The organism is Anaerostipes sp. AF04-45, from assembly GCF_003461725.1.
In the GTDB taxonomy this organism is placed as follows: domain Bacteria; phylum Bacillota; class Clostridia; order Lachnospirales; family Lachnospiraceae; genus Anaerostipes; species Anaerostipes caccae.
The window spans coordinates 21,933-39,652 of the sequence record NZ_QTXQ01000012.1; the positions used below are offsets into that span (position 1 = coordinate 21,933).

A 17,720-nucleotide genomic window follows, 5' to 3' on the forward strand; every position below is an offset into this window, starting at 1 on the left:
TTATAGAAAGCTTGTTTTGGAAAATCCATCTGTTCCAGTTCTGTTTTTTTCAATTTTATTTTGACAAAATTATCACTGTGGCACAGACACAAAAAAAACGGGCATTCTGTTCGGAATGTCCGTTTTTTGTATTATACAGCCAGCAGTTCCGCCAGATACTGTTTAAACTGATATCCGAACCACTGTCTGACTCCTTTCTCATCTGCTCTGTGGATCATTTCCTGGATATCCCTGTCCTCGATCACACTTTCCAGCATACGATTTAAAATATTTTTTTCATATTCCGACGCCTGATCCGGATAAACGGCATAAATGACATCCGTGTACTTTTCTCCGTTGGACAAATATTGATCGTCATGATAGTGAGCAGCAAAAAGCTTCGGTTCCGGCATTCGGGCAAGGACTGCTTCGTAATAGACCATGTCCGTTACCGGAATATAGTAGGACTGCTGTTTCTTCATTTTTTCTTCTGTTTCCGGCAGGGAACACAGGCTTTCTTCCGATAATATCCGCAGAAGGTTGTTTTTTAAATCTTTTTCCCTTGTCTCAACGATCCTGAATTGTCTGATAACTCTCAAGCCTGTATCCATGAGCAGGCGCAGTGTTTCAAGCGATTCTATATTATCCCTGGATTCCAGCTGGCGGCGTTCCTGTTCCCGGACCGTTATCTTGCGCATCGTTTTATATTTGTGGCGTTTGATCGCTTCATGGATCTGTTCCAATTCATTACTGCTTAAAAGCGGCGATACTTTCAGATAATTCCGTTTATCAATATAGAGAGGAATTGTGGATAAGATCAGATCATACTCGTCCAGATTTTCCTGACCGAACCCGACCAGCGATACCTCTTTGCTCACGCATATTTCCGGAATTTCCTGTTCTACCCGGTGGGCGAGCATTTTGGAAGAGCCCATGCCGCCGGAACAGACGACGAGAATCCGGAATGAACGCTTCATGACTTTATCCAGAGACACTGCAAAATAAAGTACCAGATAGCCGATCTCATCATCGGGGAAGAAATCATCCTGAAAAATCCTGTCTGCACCTTCCCGGATAATCCCGAACAGTTCTTCATAGTCTTTTTTCACATCCTCGATCAGCGGATTAGAAATACACATACCGCTTCGGATTCTTGTCAAAGCCCTCTCTATATGAACATACAGGCTTTCTTTTAATTCTTTGTCCCGGATCAGCTGAAGCCCCATACGGTCTTCCACATATTCAATGAATGTATGGATTTTAGAATCCAGAATACGGTTTTTGACCGTATAGACGCTTGATGTATCCTGGATCATTCCCATATGAAGCACCCATTTTATATACTGTTCTTCCTCCTGGCTCAGCAGAATATGAAATTCCTCTTCCAGCTCTCTTTTCACCTGCCGGGTAACCCTCTGTTCTTCTCCTTTAAAATTCTCAGTCTCAAACACTTTCTCATAGGGCTGTCCCTTTTGATGACAGCCGATCATCATGGCGATCAGCAGTATATATTCCAAGTACTCCCGGTCTTTGATCATAGCCGGCAGTTCACACTGATCCCGTATGATATTTTTCATTCTAAGGTAACATGCCGACATCACATCGAGATATCCGTACTCTTCCATCCTCTTTGTAAACGGATTCGACACATCCCCTTCTCTCCTCAGCCATTGATAGAGAGTGGCTTCATCTGCATGATTCAGAAGAATATTGATCATCAGCGCATTCTTCTCGATCTCACTGCCTGTGAGCAGGATTCCCTCCCCCTTTTTCTGGATCAGGTGAAGATCGTACACACCTAACTGCTCCTTTACCTTTTTCAGGTCATTTCGCACTGTGGGCACGGATGTATGATGGTCAATGGCCAGTGCTTCTGTTTTTATGTAATCATCCTGCTGAAGAAGATATAATAAAATAAAATCAATTCGTTCTCTGGGATCTACAATATAAATCTGTTTTTCCATCCCCAGAGAAATGCGCAGAGATTTCATGTCCTCTAAGCTTCCCACTGCGGCCATGCCTTTCTTGCTGACTGTATTAAGCTGTACTCCGTATTCCCTCATAATCTCTGTGACTTCCGGAATCTCACGGTATACCGTGCGGTCAGACACATTGATCTGCTTCGCGATTTCACCGATCGTCACATAACCTTTACTGTTCAGAATCACTTCTATTATTTCTTTAATCCGATTCGACATCTGCATCGTTCTCACCTCAAAAACATTTTAACACATCCTATTCAAAGATCACATCTATATCATGATCAAAACAAAAAGCATCAAATTCTTCCGGCAGCGGCCGGTCGGTGATCAATACGTCGATCTCCGCCAGATCAAATACTTTTATATAATATTTACAGTTTATTTTTGTGTGGTCTGCCAGCAAAATGGTTTTTTTAGCCTGCTGATGATATACCCTGGTGATCTCCGCATCTTCTAAATATAAGTTTGTCAGTCCCTGTGAAACATCCAGACCGCCCATCGACATAAAACAGATGTCTGCATAGCGGGACCTCACATAATTGCAGGCATCTGCACCGTAGACTGCATCATTGAAAATATCGTATTTTCCGCATACGACTTCTACATTTATGTTTGATGATTTTGCCAGTTCCTTGGCCGCGGCAAAGCCATGCGTCATGACATTTAACTTTTTATCCCGGTTGATATATTGAGCCAGATAAAAACAGGAACTGCTGGCATCCATAAAAACAGAGTCACCATTTTGGACAAACTGTGACGCAAGCCTCGCGATATATTTTTTCTCCTGTATATTTTCATCGTGCCGGAATGCCTGTGGGTATTGGGTCTGCTGCCTGCTTACATAAGAAGCGCCGCCCCGGTTTCTCTTCAGCAGACCCTTCTTTTCTAACAGCGTCAAGTCCCTGCGAATTGTCGGCTCACTGACATACAAAAGTTTTGTCAGTTCTTTGACCGAAATGTAATTTTTCTCTTTTACTAACTGGATAATTTTCCTTTCACGGTCTTCAAAACTCATAAGATTCCTCCCTTTGTTATCAATTATATGCGAAAATTTGATCGTTTTCAATCATAAAACGAGCACTTTTAGTTTCGAACTTCATTTTTTCAATCAAACCTTGATAATTTCCGAAAACATTATAGAATAACATCATATCTTTGAAAAATAAATAGAAAGGAATCAAATAGATGAAAATTGACGGAATTATTTTTGATATTGATGGAACACTGTGGGACGTAAGAGATGAGATTGCTCTGGCGCTTACCAGGGAAGCCCACAATCAGGGTCATCCTGAAATAAACTTTACATCTAAAAATCTCACCTCTGTATTCGGGATTCCTCCAAAGGAAGTGGCTGATCTGTTTATGTCTCACCTTCCTCCAAAAGAACGGTACAAACTCATGGAGGACTGTGGAAATCACCAGATAAAACTTGTCGAATCCCTGAACACCGACCGGACTTATCCGGGAGTAAAAGATACAATTAAAAAACTTGCACAGCAGTATCCCCTGTTTATCGTAAGCAACTGCCCCAGCGGTTATGTCCGTGCGTTTATGAGAAGAAACAAACTCTCTCCCTGGATCATGGACTATGAAGAACAGGGTCGTACCGGATTATCAAAAGAAAAAAACATAAAACTTGTCATGGAGCGCAGCCGGCTGAAGTCTCCCATATATATCGGGGATACAAAGGGAGATGCCGAAAGTGCGAAAAAAGCCGGGATCTCTTTTGTATGGGCATCTTATGGCTTTGGCCATGTGGATAACCCAGAATACTCCATTGACGATTTCAGAGAATTACACAGATTACTGGAACAATAAAAAGTTCTTTTCTCATTTTTTTAAAATTAGGGGTTGTAAACAATTTTTAATGAACTTATGCTTACATTAAGGATATCCTTTATCACATAAACCAATGGATGAAAGGAGAAATTATGACAACTCAGCAAGACATGAAAGAACTTGAAGCGCTCATCAACAAAGACTATGGCAATACAGCAGGCATCGTCGTATTAAAGGACGGTGAAATGCAGTATGAGCAGTACTTTAACGGCTGTACCGCCGAAAGCCGCGTTCATATATATTCTGTTACAAAGAGCATTGTCTCTATTTTGATCGGAATCGCCATAGACAAAGGCTTCATCACAGACATTGACCAGAAGGTTTTAGATTTTTTCCCTGACTACGTCCCAAAACAGAGAGAAAAAACCATACAGAATATCACACTGAAACATTTGCTGACGATGACAGCCCCGTACAAATACAAAATTGCCCCCTACGTCAAATACTTCACCAGCGATGACATGGTAACGTTTACGCTTGATTTACTGGGAGGCAGGGGAAAACCAGGCCAATTCAGATATGCTCCTCTGATCGGACCGGATCTTTTGACAGGTATTTTAAAACAAGCTGCCGGCCAGTCTGTATTTGAATTTGCCCGGGAAAATTTATTCATACCGCTTAAAATTACCGCGGAGCGCAGCATCGTATTTCATTCCAAGGAAGAACAGCTGGCATTTAACAAAGCCACGGATATCAGCGGCTGGGTCTCTGACCCGTCCGGTACAAACACAGGAGGCTGGGGCCTTACCCTCTCGGCTGCGGATATGGCAAAACTGGGTCAGTTATATCTAAATGGCGGACTGTGGAACGGAAAACCTATTGTTTCAGCAGAATGGATCAGCGAGAGCACGAAAGAGCACAGCCGCTGGATTAAGGAGAACCTTGCTTACGGGTATTTATGGTGGCTCCACGAAGAAGGCTTTGCAGCAATGGGAGACGGTGGAAATGTAATCTACGTCAACATGAAGAAAAACCTGACCGTAGCCATCGCTTCCCTGTTTAAACCCAGAGCGAAGGATCGAATAGACTTTATTCAGAACTATATAGAACCGAAATTTCAGTAAAATTTATTTCTAAACATTCAAAAACAGCCTGCCCATGGAATTTTTGTTGAATTTCCATGAGCAGGCTTCCCGTTATAAATTATTCCCGATACCCTGAGATCAGATCCGCAAATCTCTTGGCCGTCAGATGCGGCCTTGTGATAGCACTTCCGACAACCACTGCATGTGCCCCCAGATACAGGCATTTCACTGCTTCTTCCGGAGTATTGATATGCCCTTCCATCATCATATACACATCGCTGCCAAGATCCCGGCACATCTTTGCAAATGCCCTCATATCCTGGGTTTCAAAATGCTTTGTTGCCTCCGTATATCCAAACAGAGTAGGCGCCACAATATCGACACCCAAGTCGGCCGCTCTTTTGGCCTCGTCATAGTTGGAGACATCGGCAAAGATCATGGCCTCAGGGATTTCCCTTTTCACATCCGCTACAAGTTCCCATGCACGGCGGCCTTCTTTTGTCATTCGGTCCGTACAGTCCATGGCAATGATCTCTGCTCCCGCTTCCCAGACCTGCTTTGCGGCCTCCAGAGTCGGAGTGATAAAAACCTCTTCATCACCTCTCCTGATCTTATATAAACCGATCACCGGCAGATCCACTGCTTTTTTAATGGCTCTGATCTGCTCCGGAGAATTGGCCCGGATTCCGACTGCCCCTGCCCACTGTGCGGCCTCTGCCATCTTGACTACCATATCATCTGTGTAGATCGGATCTTCAGGCACTACCTGGCAGGATACGATTAAACCTTTCATAGAATCCAGTATTTTTCTCTTTTCTGCATCTGTTGTGTTCATGATTCCATCTCCTTTTATGTCTATGTTGCCCTGTACGTCTTTTCTGTCTTTTATCATAACATAAAATACACCATTTGACACCTGATCTGTCCTGTACATCATAAAATTACGCCGCCATCTACATCATCAGTATATGAAAGATCAAAATCAAGGTAATCAACAATGATATCAGCAGAATGATACGGCAGAATTCTTTCATGGCCTTCATTTTTTCTTCCGGTTTTTCCTTTTTCATCATTCAAACCCACATATCCTTTCTGCCACCGGTGCCTTTCCCCGAATAATCCGGTATGCGGCCAGAGGAATTCCAATGCATACAGCCGCAGATAACAAGACAGCTGCCAAAACCGGAACGGCCGGAATTTGAAATGGAATGTTCATGTAATTCATCGTCTGATAGTACTGATAAGTGATAAAAAGGCCAGCCGTTGCCGTCAGTGCCAGAGAAGTTCCCGCAAACAGCAGCCCCTCCCTGACCAGAAGCTTTTTCACCTGTTTTTCGGTCATTCCCACACTTTCCATGACAGCCAGAGACACCTTCCGGTTCTGGATATTTCCAAACACCGTATTGATATAATTCATCAGTCCGATCAATGCAAGAATAAGGGCAATTCCCACACCGACTCCGGTCATATTTCCCTGGGCCTTTTTGATATCCTTCATGCTGTCGATCCTGGATTCATAGGACACATCTTTAGCATAAGGGCTTTGACTCAGTTTTTTTCTGATTCTGCCTTCTGTTTCATCATCATATTCTTTTGTATACCGGATATTCAGTTTTGAAATATACGGATTCATGACGTGCTTCTTCATAAATGATTCACTGACAATAACAACTGGTGCCTTTCCTGAAGTTCTGCCATAATAACTGTCGTCGGTCATGCCTGCAATTCTTAGCTGGAACTTTTTGTTTTTATTTTCTGACAGATAAAATTTTACCCTTGCTTTTTTATCGATCTGACCGGAAAGATCCATGCCCGGCCCATAGATAATACAAATCTTACCGCTTTCAAAAAGTTCCTGATCTACCGGTTGTATGAGACTCTCATTTAAGTGCTCAAATTCCTCTTTATCAATTCCCTGCATGACAGAATAATATTTCTCCGGATGCTTTTTATAATCGCTGACATCGTCTTTATAAGGCGTATACATCCACTTCTCATAAAACTCTCTCATCCACACATCTGAGAATTCCGGTTCCCATGGGACAATGATCTTTGAACAGCGCAGCGGGTGCACTTCCCGGATATCTTTGCTCTTTTTCAATTCTTTTATCAAAGATGGTTTAAGTATCTGTTTCCATTTTTCATCTTCCTCTTTCATCAGAGTATCATTGCTGACTACTAAATCCGTGTCCATATAGTTTGACATGATCGTTCTGGCTCCGTGACTTTGGATGATCGTGATCAAACATAAAAACATCGACAGACTGGCAGCAAGGGAGAGGACTGCAATTCCTGTTTTTTTCTTGTCCTTACAAAACTGATCTGCGGCCATTCTCCACAGGAGACTTCCATTTCTTGTTTTATGCGTTTTCTTTCCTGCCGATGTAAGACGGTAATTGAGCGCCTCCACAGGTGTAACAGAAACCGCCTTCTTCATTGGCTTTCTGCCTCCGAAATAAACGGTCAGCCCCGTAATAAAAATTGTAATGAAAAAGACTGCCGGATGAAATGTGACAGGGATTGCGCTTTCCCTGATGCCGAGCGTCCGCACAATCTTCGGGATCAGCAGAAAGGATGTTAAAAAACCGAGCAGGATTCCTCCGCCCACCCCGGCTGTTCCTATCATCGTTATCTGAGTTTTCATCAATAGACGAATCTGCCTTGAGGACATTCCCACGGTCTGCATCAGCCCATAGTAACGGATATTTCCTGAAACGGACAGGTACAAAATATTATAGATCAGCAGATAGGCACTCAGGCAGGTGACCAGGACCAGACCGGCCATTCCCGCAAAGATACCTGCCGATTTCTCCGTTTCTCCTGTAAATTGAAAATTCTGCCGCTTATTCAGATGTATACTCTCCTGAAACTTCGTCCTCTGATCTTCTGTCAGTATTTTATTTTTAAATTTTACATACAGCACACCCATTTGATTCAGCTGATATCCGGTCTTGTTATAAAATGATTCTGATACATAAAACAGCTCCTGCTCACCGTATCCTTCCCATATTCCGGAAATAAGAAAGTTTTTCGTGTGAGTACCGTTCTGGTCTGTATAAGTCAGATCAAAGGTATCTCCAACATCCAGATTTTCTTTCCCGCAGTCTTTCAGGGCTGCTTTCGTGACCATCAGTTCATTTTCCTTTTTCGGATAGTAGCCTCTTACCCGCTTTCTGGCAGGCTTCATCATGACACTCCAATTCGTCTCATCACACCAGATCAGTCCGGTATGAAGTGTATCGTCTGCGTCTGTTTTCACTGCGGCGCCTGCATATGCTCCTGCTCCTGCCACTCTGACATCCTGATTATTTTTGCACTGTTTCAGCTGCTGCTCTGAATAACCGCCGTGCAGGACTGCATCAAAATCTGCGCCGTGTAAATGAATATTCTGCACCTGCTGCATTTTAAAATAGGTGCTTCCGACCGTAAACACACTGAACAGCATGAAGGAAGACAGTAAAACTGCGACGATCATCACGGCAAATTTAGGCTTGTTTCTTTTCATCGAAGACACGGCCATCTTTGTAATGATCTTCCGGTTATTATTTTCCAGCATACGCATCACTTCCTCTCACGATCCGTCCGTCCTCGATGTGAACGATGCGGTCTGAAAGCTGTGCAATATCCTGATCATGGGTAATCAGAACAACGGTTTGTTTAAACCGACCCGCTACCGCTTTTAAAAGCCCCAGCACATCATGGCTGGAAGCAGTATCCAGATTCCCCGTAGGTTCATCCGCCAGGATCATCGAAGGTTTCGATGCAATGGCTCTGGCAATGGCCGCCCTCTGCTGCTGTCCTCCGGACAGGGTATTAGGCAGCGCCTCTTTTTTCTCCTGCAGTTTCAAAAGATCCAGGATCTCATCAATGAATTCTCTGTCCACACAATCTCCATCCAGTTCAATGGGCAGGGTTACATTTTCATACAGATTTAAATCCGGGACAAGATTGTAATTCTGAAATATGAATCCGATTTTTCTCCTGCGGAAGACCGCGAGCTGTTCCCTGTTCATTTTAGCAAGATTCTTTCCGTCTATATACACCTCACCTTCGGTCGGCACATCCAGCCCTCCGATCATATGAAGGAGCGTACTCTTCCCGCTTCCCGATTTACCGATAATGGATACAAACTCCTGATCTTTCACCCTGAAGTCTACCCCGTCCAGTGCTTTCACAACGTTCGTCCCCAGCTGATAATATTTTTTCAATGCCCGTGTCTCTACTATATATGATTCCATAGATTGATCTCCTTTCCTTTGATACTGCAATCATAACTTATAAAAATCACAAACCTTTCACAGGCATAAAATTTCACAGTACTGTAACTTTCCTTCTATCACCCATTGGGCAGGTAAATCTGAAAATCGGAACCTTTTCCAACCTCAGAACAGACTTGGATATAGCCTCCCTGCATTGTTATGATCTTCCTCGCCAGATAAAGCCCCACACCGATCCCCTCCTGGTCATACACCTCCGGTTCCCGGTAAAACCTTGTAAAAATCTCTGCCTGACGCTCCAGGGCAATCCCCTTCCCGGAATCCCTGATACTGATCTTCGTAAATATCTCCTGGACTGACACCGAGATTTCAATATTTCCTTCTCTGCCGGTATACTTTACCGCATTGTCGAGCAGGTTAAAGACGGCCTCCTCCGTCCACTTTGTATCATGATGTACCACGATGTCCTCATCGCAGTCCACAGACAGGCGTATCTGCTTTTTCTCAGCTTTCAAAACGATTGCCTCAACTGCTCTTTGAAGCGTCCCGCACAAAGGTAATTTCATACAGCGGACTTCTATGATTCCTGTCTCCAGACGGGACATTTTTACCATGCTCTGCAGAAGAAAATCCAGCTTTTCAGTCTGAATCCTTATTTTTTGGAGAAATTCCCCTGCTTCTGCCGAATCCAGTCCTTCATCCAGCAAAACCTCCTCATAAAGCTTGATATTCGCAATGGGGGTTTTCGTCTGATGGGAAATATCCGAGATCAGGCTTTTCATTTTTTTCTTCTCTTCCAGATTTTCTGCGCTTTCCCTCTTCCAGATACGCTCCAGCTTCTGAAGCTTTTCGTAAACTTTATTCCACAGAGTATCTCCCTCTTCTTCTATATTTTCCGGCTCCCTGCCGCAGGTCATATCGTTCAGACACCGGATCAGACGGTCGCTGAAGAAGAAAACATCCCGTTTTAGCTTCCATATTTTTATGCCCATAAAAACCGATATGAAAAAAAGGCAGCATGCCGCTGCTGTCATGATTCCAGCCATTGATATCCCATCCCATAAATATTAGAAATATAATGATGCTCTCCGTCCTCGATCTTTTTTCTCAGACGGTTTACGTTGACTGCCAGAGCGTGTTTATCCACGAAGCATCCCCCGCTGTCCCAGATACGTTCAAGCAGCACAGCGTAGGTCAGAAGCTGTCCTCTGTTCAGGACAAACTGACGGAGCAGCCGAAATTCCGTAGGAGTAACCATACATTCTTTTCCGCCCGCCTCTACCTTTGCCCTCTCAAAATCTATCTTTAAAAATCCATCGTCAAAGAAATTTTCTCTGCCGGTCTTTTCCCTCTTTAAAACCACGCGGATTTTTTCTTTTAATATTCTGATAGAAAACGGCTTTGTAATGTAGTCTTCCGCCCCGGAACCATAGCCCTCCAGGGCATCCTCCTCCAGATCTCTCGCTGTCAGAAACAAAACCGGGACTTCCCTCTGTCCTTTCATCCATCTGCAGAGAGAAAATCCTTCTCCGTCCGGCAGATTAACATCCAATAAAATCAGTTCCATTTTTTCTTGTCGATATATGGCTTTCGCCTCACAAACCGAATACGCTGAATATATGTCATACCCCTCTTTTTTCAGCGCATAGCAGATCGTCCGGTTCAGCTCCCGGTCGTCTTCCACGATCAGTATTTTCTGCATTTTGTACCTTCTTTCCGCATTTTCATCTGTCTTCAGCTTCTATTTTATCATACAATTAAGCCAAAAGACCTTCACTCCGGTGATTATCACGATATTGTGATCTTAAAAAATAACAAAGGAACTGCTGTACATAACCGATTTCTCCGTCATGGCACAGCAGTCCCTGATTTGATTTTACCGAATTTATTTTAGTATAGAAATAACAACTTTTATTTCAGCGTTTTTAATGCCTCTGTTACAAAGGCGTGGTCTTCACTTTGAGCCATTCCGGATACGGTCACGGTTCCGATCATTCCTGTCCCGGAAACAAAGACCGGAATGCTTCCTCCTGCCTGCGCATAATCGCCTTTTTCCAGCCCATACCGATTCCACATGTCATCCTGTTTGAGATCCATTGACAATTTCATTTCGTAAGAACTTTTTTCAAAATCATAAACCGTGTTTTCTTTCCTGCGGACCCAGTCTTCGTTGTTCTTAGACGTGCCCTCCATTGCCGCATAAAAAATCTGCTTTCTGTTCTTTGTAATGGAAATGACAATCGGTTTGTTTTCTTTCAAAGCTTTCTGGTACATTTGGATACCCAAAGCACAGGCTTCTTCGTTTGTGAATGATTTGAGAACAAGTTCTTTCTGCTCCTCGTTCATCTGATCAATTAATGTTTTGATATCTTCCATGACTTCCTCCCTATTGATCTGCCGGGAATACGATTCCCATCTGTTTTCTCGCTTCATCCATGACCTTCAGCTCCAATACAGAGTACTGATTATGTATCTGCGCACTTTCTTTTGCCTCTGCCAGCCGAATGAATTCCTCTATCTCATAATACATGTTGTTGGCCTTTTTGTCTATTTTGATTTCTTCTCTATCACCGTTCCGATAGACAATCTCGATCTTTGTTGTATCCGGAATTTCCGTTATGATCATAGAAGCCTCTTCTCCCTGGATCTGGCTTGGAAGTGCGGAATTTGTAATCTTAGAGTACATAAGCTCCGCCTGCATTTCATCATACATGGCCACAATGGTTCCGGACGCATCCACTCCGTTGGAAAGTTTCAGGCAGTGAGCTGAGATTTCATTGGGCAGTCCGAACAGTTTTACCATCGGATGCACACAGTAGACGCCGATATCCATCAGAGATCCGTTGGACAGCTCCGGTTTAAATGCGTTTTCTATGATTCCTTTTTTAAAATTGTCATACCGGCTGGAATACTGGCAGTACTGGAACGTTGCCCTGCGGATCTTTCCGAGCTTCGGAAGATTTTTCTGAATTGCCGCAAAACCAGGGTCGAACACGGAACGCATCGCTTCAATGACCATGACTTGATTTTCTTCTGCGGCCTTGAACATCTGCTCTAATTCGCCGGAATTAGATGCAATGGTTTTTTCACACAGGACATGCTTGCCGGCTTTCAGCATCTTTATACTCTGTCCTGCATGGAGCGCGTTGGGAGATGCCACGTAAACTGCATCGATGTCTTTTGCAGCCGCCAGAGCATCAAGGGAATCATAGCAGTCTTCGATCCCATATTTCTCTGCATACTCTTTTGCCTTTTCCATACTCCTTGAATACACTGCCTGAACCTTAAAGCCTTCACATTGGCTCCCCGCATTCATGAAATTGTCTGTTATAAAATTTGTTCCGATTACTGCAAATCTGACCATATGATCTCATCCTTCCGTGTGGCTATTGTTTTATATTGGTTACTATTATTTTATTGTGTTGGATCTTTTTTGTCAACCTTCCCAACTTTTGTTTTCACTCTGCACAGAACAGCAATCAGCAGAAGGCTTACTTAGAGGCATCTCACGGAAAAAGACAGGAGTTACTGTAAATAGTAAATCCTGTCTTCTCTGCGTACATTCACTGATCTCAGCAGCTGGTCATGTTCTTTCCTATGCCTGTTAATCCCTCAAAATCTTTCACAAAGTCATCAATCGCTGATGTGATTGCCTGGTTTTTTACGAATCCTTCAATCACATCCGGTGCGGCTGTAGAAGCGCCGATTCCGTATTCACATAGTTCCAGCACCTGCTGAGAATTCTTAAAGCTGGCTGCCAGCACTTCTGTGTTCATTCCATTATTCCTGAAAATATCATGGATTTTTTTTGCAGCCTGAATACCGTTATATCCCATATTATCAATCCGGTTAATATAAGGGGCTGCGTAGGATGCCCCGCTCTTTGCTGCAAGGAATGCCTGCATCGGTGTATAAACCGCAGTTGCCGTCAGTTTAATACCCTCTTTCTTTAATTCCTGCATTGCCTTAAATCCTTCAGGAACAGCCGGAATTTTTACATAAGTATTCTTTCCGAGCTCTTTGACTATTTTATGTGCCTCTTCAGCAATTCCATGCGCATCCCCTGACACAGCCTGCACATGAAGTTCCGCTTCATCCCCGATAAACTCACGGATTTCTTTGAGTACATCATAAGGACTTCTTTTACTTTTAGCCAAAATAGATGGATTCGTGGTCACACCATCCACCGGATAATATTCGTAAATTTCCTTAATCCGTTCGATGTTCGCATCATCAATCATTAATTTCATGGTAAGTCTTCCTTTCAATTACAGTGTCTGCTCTGTTCTTTCAATAATATCATCCTGTGTTTTTTTAGAAAGTACATTGAAGAATGCACTGTATCCGGCCACACGGACAATCAGATCTTTATGGTCCTCCGGATGTACCTGCGCATCCAGCAGCGTTTCTTTTGACACAATATTATACTGTACATGATATCCGTGCAGTCGGTTGAAAAATGTACGGATCAGCATTTCCAGCTTTTGTTTGTTCTCTTCCGTAGAAAGCATCTGCGGCGTCATCTTCTGATTTAATAAGACACCTCCGGTTATTTTCTCTGTGGGAAGTTTAGAAACAGTTTTAAATACCGCGGTCGGTCCGTTTTTATCCGCATTATGTGCAGGACTGCAGCCTTCCGCTAAAGGTTCAAATGCATTTCTTCCATCCGGCGTTGCCTTAGTTCCCATACCCTGCCCCACATTGGCACTGATGGAAGATGTGCCGCCGTAGCGTATCCCTCCGATCGGTCCTCTCTGATAACGAGTGTTTGGATATTTCTTGATTTCATCTAAGTAAGAATCATATGCTTCAAGAACCAGCAGGTCTACATCGTCATTGTCATTGCCGTACTTTGGTACGTCATTGACCAGCATCTCCTGAATCTTCTGATTCTCCGGAGACTGGAAATCATCAAGAATCGCATTCCAGAGCTGCTCCTTTGTAATTTTCTTTTCTTCGTAAACAAGCTGCTTAATCGCAGCCAGAGAATCTGCCATATTTGCAATTCCAACCTGAAGTCCGGAAATAAAATCATAAACAGCTCCGCCTTCTTTGATGGTCTTTCCTCTTCCGATGCAGTCATCCGTAAGCGCAGAGCAGAGAATATCCGGCACATCTCTTTCAGATGCTTTATCTATGACATTCTCAACAATGACACTGTAACGGGTCATTTCTCTTACAGTCTTATCCCACGCTGCCAGCAGATCCTCATAGGAATCCATATCCTTAAAATAGCCATAGCCTTTTGTAAATCTCTTTCCACTCGTCAGATCCACGCCATTATTCATGGCACAGAGCAGAACTCTCGGAAAATTGATATAAGACATTCCCGTACAGCGGTATCCCCACTTGCCGGGAACTGCGGTCTCTACACATCCAATGGCGCTGTAATTATAAGCGTCCTCTTCTTTGACACCCCAGTTGATAAAAGAAGGTATGATAATTTCGTCATTGTTCAGTGCCGGCATTCCAAATCCAAGCTTCATAACTTCGATACATTCGTCAAAAAACTGCTTGTTGATATTTTGATGATACCGCACCGTCAGGTTGGGCTGGGTAAGCCTTGTCTGTGCAACAGATTTAAGTACTGCAAAACTTAATTCATTCACCGCATCTTTCTTATCCGGTGTCTGTCCGCCGATCGTAACATTCTGATACATAGGAGAGCCGGCTGAACTTAAGGTATGTGCCTGGGATCTTATTTTATTGATGGTCAGTGTCTTGATCCAGAGACATGTCAGGATTTCTCCCGCCTCTTCCTCTGTCATCGTTCCGTCCTGAATCTCTTTTTTATAATACGGATACATATACTGGTCAAACCTTCCGTAACTTAAAGAGTGTCCGTTTGACTCGATCTGCAGGATCAGCTGAATGAACCAGACAGACTGTACAGCTTCTTTGAAAGAAGATGCAGGTTCATACGGAACCTTAGAACAAATCCTGCTCATCTCTTCCAGTTCTGCTTTTCTCTTCGGGTCCTTCTCTTTGCCTGCTAATTCTTCTGCCAGTCTGCTGTAACGCAGTGCAAAATGATGAACCGCCTCAATCACAATCAAGACAGCCTTATAAAATTCATTTTTATCAACACTCTCCGGATCAGTAAAGTCAAGAGCATCTTTGAAAGCCTTTGTTCTTTCTTCATATCCTTTCAATCCCTCAGCCAGAAGTCTTTCATAATTCACTGCTAAATGAGCATCTCCTGCATTTAGTTTTCCTTCCATGCCGAAAACACCGGTTTCCATAAAGACACTGACTTCATCAGGAAGAAGCGCCTCACCTCTTGCGCGCAGATTATTATTCTCCCAAAATGGTGCAATCTCACGAAGCTGCTGTTTTGTTTCTTCTGTTATATAAAATACATCTCCATCTCTCTTCTCAAAGAGATCCAATTCGTTCAGAATAAATTCCATTGTGTATTCGGGAAAAATCGGAGCATTGGCATTCTTCGTTGCCTGGTTGCCGGCGATCACAGATTTGTCTTCAATGTAAATCGTCATGTTTTCCAAAATCTTCTTCAGCATAAGCGCTCTCACCATGACACGGGGCTGATTCTGATTCTCTTTATAGGCCTGAGTCGCCAGCAATGCCCTCTCAGCATCGATATAGGGTTTCTCATCCAATACTTCTTCACGAAAAGCACTCATTCTGTCTGTCAGTGATCCAAAATGCGCTTTATTTTCCATAAGCTCCTCCTTTAAATTTCACTCGGAATATGTATTTGTTTTGTTTGTAATTTAAATCTACATCATTTCCAAATATTTGTCAAGATGTTTTTGTATTAAAATTAATTATTCTTTCATTTGAAAGTTTTTATTTTCAAATCGAAACAAATATGTTATGATTTAGTCAGCAAAGGAGATTACTATGAAAAAAGCAGATTATAAAAAAACAGGTGTTGTTTTTAATATTCAAAAATTTAGTGTCAATGACGGTCCAGGCATCCGAACAGTTGTTTTTTTTAAAGGCTGCCCTATGCACTGCCGCTGGTGTTCAAATCCCGAAAGCCAGCTTTCAGAGATCCAGATTCTATGGGATCAAAAAAAATGTATTGGGTGTCATCACTGCATAGATGTATGTCCGTCCAAAGCAATTTCTTTGATTCAGGACCACATCCGCGTTCATGCAGAGAAATGCATCGGATGCAGACAATGTGTACTCGAATGTCCCGGTAAAGCATTAAAATCAGAAGGGGAAACCAAGACAGTACAGGAAGTCCTTAATGTAGTGCTGCAGGATAAAGATTTTTATGAAGAAAGCGGCGGCGGCATTACTCTTTCCGGCGGTGAATTCCTTTCCCAGCCCGAATTTGCCGCTGAACTGCTGCTTGCTTCTAAGGAAAATGGACTGCATACTTGCTGTGAGACAACAGGATTTGCTGATCCGGAAATCTTTAACGGCGTAATAAAACATCTTGATTACATACTATTTGATATGAAACATTGGAATACCGCAAAACACAAAGAGGGCACCGGTGTATCCAATGATCTTCCTCTATTTAATATGAAGCACGCCATCCAAGCAGAAAAAGAAGTCCTCCCAAGAATTCCTGTGATCCCGGGATTCAACGACTCCTTAGAAGATGCCGCCAGGCTGGCAGACACCCTGCTGAAAGCCGGAGCAGATAAGTGTCAGCTGCTTCCTTTTCATCAGTTCGGTGAAAACAAATATGATTTATTGGGTCAGGCGTATGATTACCATGATATACCGTCTATGCACAGGGAGGATTTGCAGGATTATCTTCAAACAATGATTGATTGCGGGATTCTTGCATTTTTTTAAGCAGCATGTTCTTTCATTCGTAACTTTACCTCATTGATTGAATCTTTATTTGTGGTATACTAGGAAACAAAGTAAAATATCACAATGCTACAACATACGAACGGAGTCATCATATGAAAAACAGGACAAATAAGATTTTGGAGCTTCTCACCCAAAAAAATAAAATTGAAGTATCACAGCTTTCCGAAAAACTTGGTGTTTCCCAGGTTACTGTCAGAAAGGACTTAGATGAACTGGAAAACAAAGGAATCATAAAGCGTGAACACGGATTTGCACTCTTATGCAGCACGGACGATATTAACGGGAGAATCGCCTACCATTATGAAGCAAAACGAAAAATCGCCAAGAAGGCTGCCGAATTGGTCTGTGACGGCGACACAGTTATGATCGAAAGCGGCAGCTGCTGTGCTCTCTTGGCAGATGAGCTGGCCTCTTCCAAAAAAGATTTGACGATTATTACCAACAGCGCTTTTATCGCAGACCATATCCGGGGAAAATCAAACTTTCAGATCATTCTCTTAGGCGGCATTTATCAGCAGGATTCCCAGGTCATGGTAGGCCCTATGATTCGTCCCTGTGTAGAAAATTTTCTTGTAGATTTATTTTTTATCGGAACAGACGGTTATACTCCCAAGGCCGGCTTTACCAATCGTGACCAGATGCGGGCACAGGCTGTACGGGATATGGCCCTGCAGGCCGGTCAGGTTGTCGTATTAACAGAAAGTGACAAATTTTCTAAACACGGAATTGTCCCTCTCAACCTAAAAGAACAGGTCAAGACAGTGATTACCGATGATCAAATTTCTGAGGCTTCCAAGTCAGAGCTGGAGAGCAAGGGAATCAAAGTAACATTTTGACCAGTTCTCCTGCTTGCTGTCTCCAATAAGATTCAAAAAAAC

General features: G+C 43.0%; 16 protein-coding genes. 4 read left to right on the forward strand and 12 right to left on the reverse strand.

The annotated features are described in order from the left end of the window. Window positions 1-131: 131 nt before the first annotated feature. Both DWV34_RS14845 and DWV34_RS14850 read right to left on the reverse strand, forming a co-directional pair. Window positions 132-2,183, reverse strand: coding sequence for a BglG family transcription antiterminator (locus tag DWV34_RS14845; protein WP_006567091.1), 2,052 nt, complete (start codon window positions 2,181-2,183; stop codon window positions 132-134). A gap of 31 nt (window positions 2,184-2,214) precedes the next feature. After that, window positions 2,215-2,976 carry a DeoR/GlpR family DNA-binding transcription regulator gene (locus DWV34_RS14850; RefSeq protein WP_006567092.1) on the reverse strand — a complete coding sequence of 254 codons (762 nt, stop codon included), beginning with the start codon at window positions 2,974-2,976 and terminating at the stop codon, window positions 2,215-2,217. Between the two features lie 170 nt (window positions 2,977-3,146). On the opposite strand from DWV34_RS14850, the gene DWV34_RS14855 reads away from it, so the two are divergent. Together DWV34_RS14855 and DWV34_RS14860 are read left to right on the forward strand one after the other, a co-directional pair. Then, complete coding sequence (locus tag DWV34_RS14855; protein WP_118476582.1) at window positions 3,147-3,779, forward strand: HAD family hydrolase; 633 nt, start codon at window positions 3,147-3,149, stop codon at window positions 3,777-3,779. A 113-nt stretch (window positions 3,780-3,892) separates the two neighbouring features. Then, window positions 3,893-4,864 carry a serine hydrolase domain-containing protein gene (locus DWV34_RS14860; protein WP_118476583.1) on the forward strand — a complete coding sequence of 324 codons (972 nt, stop codon included), beginning with the start codon at window positions 3,893-3,895 and terminating at the stop codon, window positions 4,862-4,864. A gap of 79 nt (window positions 4,865-4,943) precedes the next feature. Here the strand turns inward: DWV34_RS14860 and DWV34_RS14865 are convergent, their stop codons facing one another. The 10 genes from DWV34_RS14865 to DWV34_RS14905 all read right to left on the reverse strand — a co-directional run bounded on the left by DWV34_RS14865 (window position 4,944) and on the right by DWV34_RS14905 (window position 15,725). Then, complete coding sequence (locus DWV34_RS14865; protein WP_039930423.1) at window positions 4,944-5,660, reverse strand: N-acetylmannosamine-6-phosphate 2-epimerase; 717 nt, start codon at window positions 5,658-5,660, stop codon at window positions 4,944-4,946. Between the two features lie 98 nt (window positions 5,661-5,758). Then, window positions 5,759-5,902 (reverse strand): hypothetical protein, encoded by a 144-nt coding sequence (locus tag DWV34_RS17235; protein WP_158565693.1) that lies wholly within the window; start codon window positions 5,900-5,902, stop codon window positions 5,759-5,761. Next, window positions 5,895-8,381, reverse strand: coding sequence for an ABC transporter permease (locus DWV34_RS14870; protein WP_009289733.1), 2,487 nt, complete (start codon window positions 8,379-8,381; stop codon window positions 5,895-5,897). The genes DWV34_RS17235 and DWV34_RS14870 overlap by 8 nt, the downstream gene beginning before the upstream one ends. After that, window positions 8,368-9,063 (reverse strand): ABC transporter ATP-binding protein, encoded by a 696-nt coding sequence (locus DWV34_RS14875; protein WP_009289734.1) that lies wholly within the window; start codon window positions 9,061-9,063, stop codon window positions 8,368-8,370. Before DWV34_RS14875 ends, DWV34_RS14870 begins: the two co-directional genes overlap by 14 nt. Before the next feature lie 98 nt (window positions 9,064-9,161). Then, entirely contained in the window at window positions 9,162-10,088 is a 927-nt protein-coding gene (locus DWV34_RS14880; RefSeq protein ID WP_118476584.1) for a sensor histidine kinase, read from the reverse strand. Next, window positions 10,073-10,744, reverse strand: a complete 672-nt coding sequence (locus DWV34_RS14885) for a response regulator transcription factor (RefSeq protein WP_006567100.1) — start codon at window positions 10,742-10,744, stop codon at window positions 10,073-10,075. The genes DWV34_RS14880 and DWV34_RS14885 overlap by 16 nt, the downstream gene beginning before the upstream one ends. Window positions 10,745-10,953: 209 nt before the next feature. After that, window positions 10,954-11,418: a heme-degrading domain-containing protein gene (locus tag DWV34_RS14890; protein WP_006567101.1), complete on the reverse strand. Its 465-nt coding sequence runs from the start codon at window positions 11,416-11,418 to the stop codon at window positions 10,954-10,956. 10 nt (window positions 11,419-11,428) lie between these two features. Then, a complete protein-coding gene (locus tag DWV34_RS14895) occupies window positions 11,429-12,406 on the reverse strand; it encodes a Gfo/Idh/MocA family protein (protein WP_022261357.1) in 978 nt (325 codons plus the stop codon). Between the two features lie 208 nt (window positions 12,407-12,614). Then, window positions 12,615-13,292, reverse strand: coding sequence for a transaldolase family protein (locus DWV34_RS14900; RefSeq protein WP_009289739.1), 678 nt, complete (start codon window positions 13,290-13,292; stop codon window positions 12,615-12,617). An 18-nt stretch (window positions 13,293-13,310) separates the two neighbouring features. Beyond that, entirely contained in the window at window positions 13,311-15,725 is a 2,415-nt protein-coding gene (locus tag DWV34_RS14905) for a glycyl radical protein (RefSeq protein WP_009289740.1), read from the reverse strand. Window positions 15,726-15,906: 181 nt separating this feature from the next. Between DWV34_RS14905 and DWV34_RS14910 the strand changes: the two genes are divergently transcribed. Both DWV34_RS14910 and DWV34_RS14915 read left to right on the forward strand, forming a co-directional pair. After that, on the forward strand, window positions 15,907-16,821 hold the full coding sequence (locus tag DWV34_RS14910; protein ID WP_009289741.1) for a glycyl-radical enzyme activating protein: 915 nt from the start codon (window positions 15,907-15,909) through the stop codon (window positions 16,819-16,821). A gap of 113 nt (window positions 16,822-16,934) precedes the next feature. Beyond that, window positions 16,935-17,678, forward strand: a complete 744-nt coding sequence (locus tag DWV34_RS14915; protein WP_022261356.1) for a DeoR/GlpR family DNA-binding transcription regulator — start codon at window positions 16,935-16,937, stop codon at window positions 17,676-17,678. Window positions 17,679-17,720: the final 42 nt, after the last annotated feature.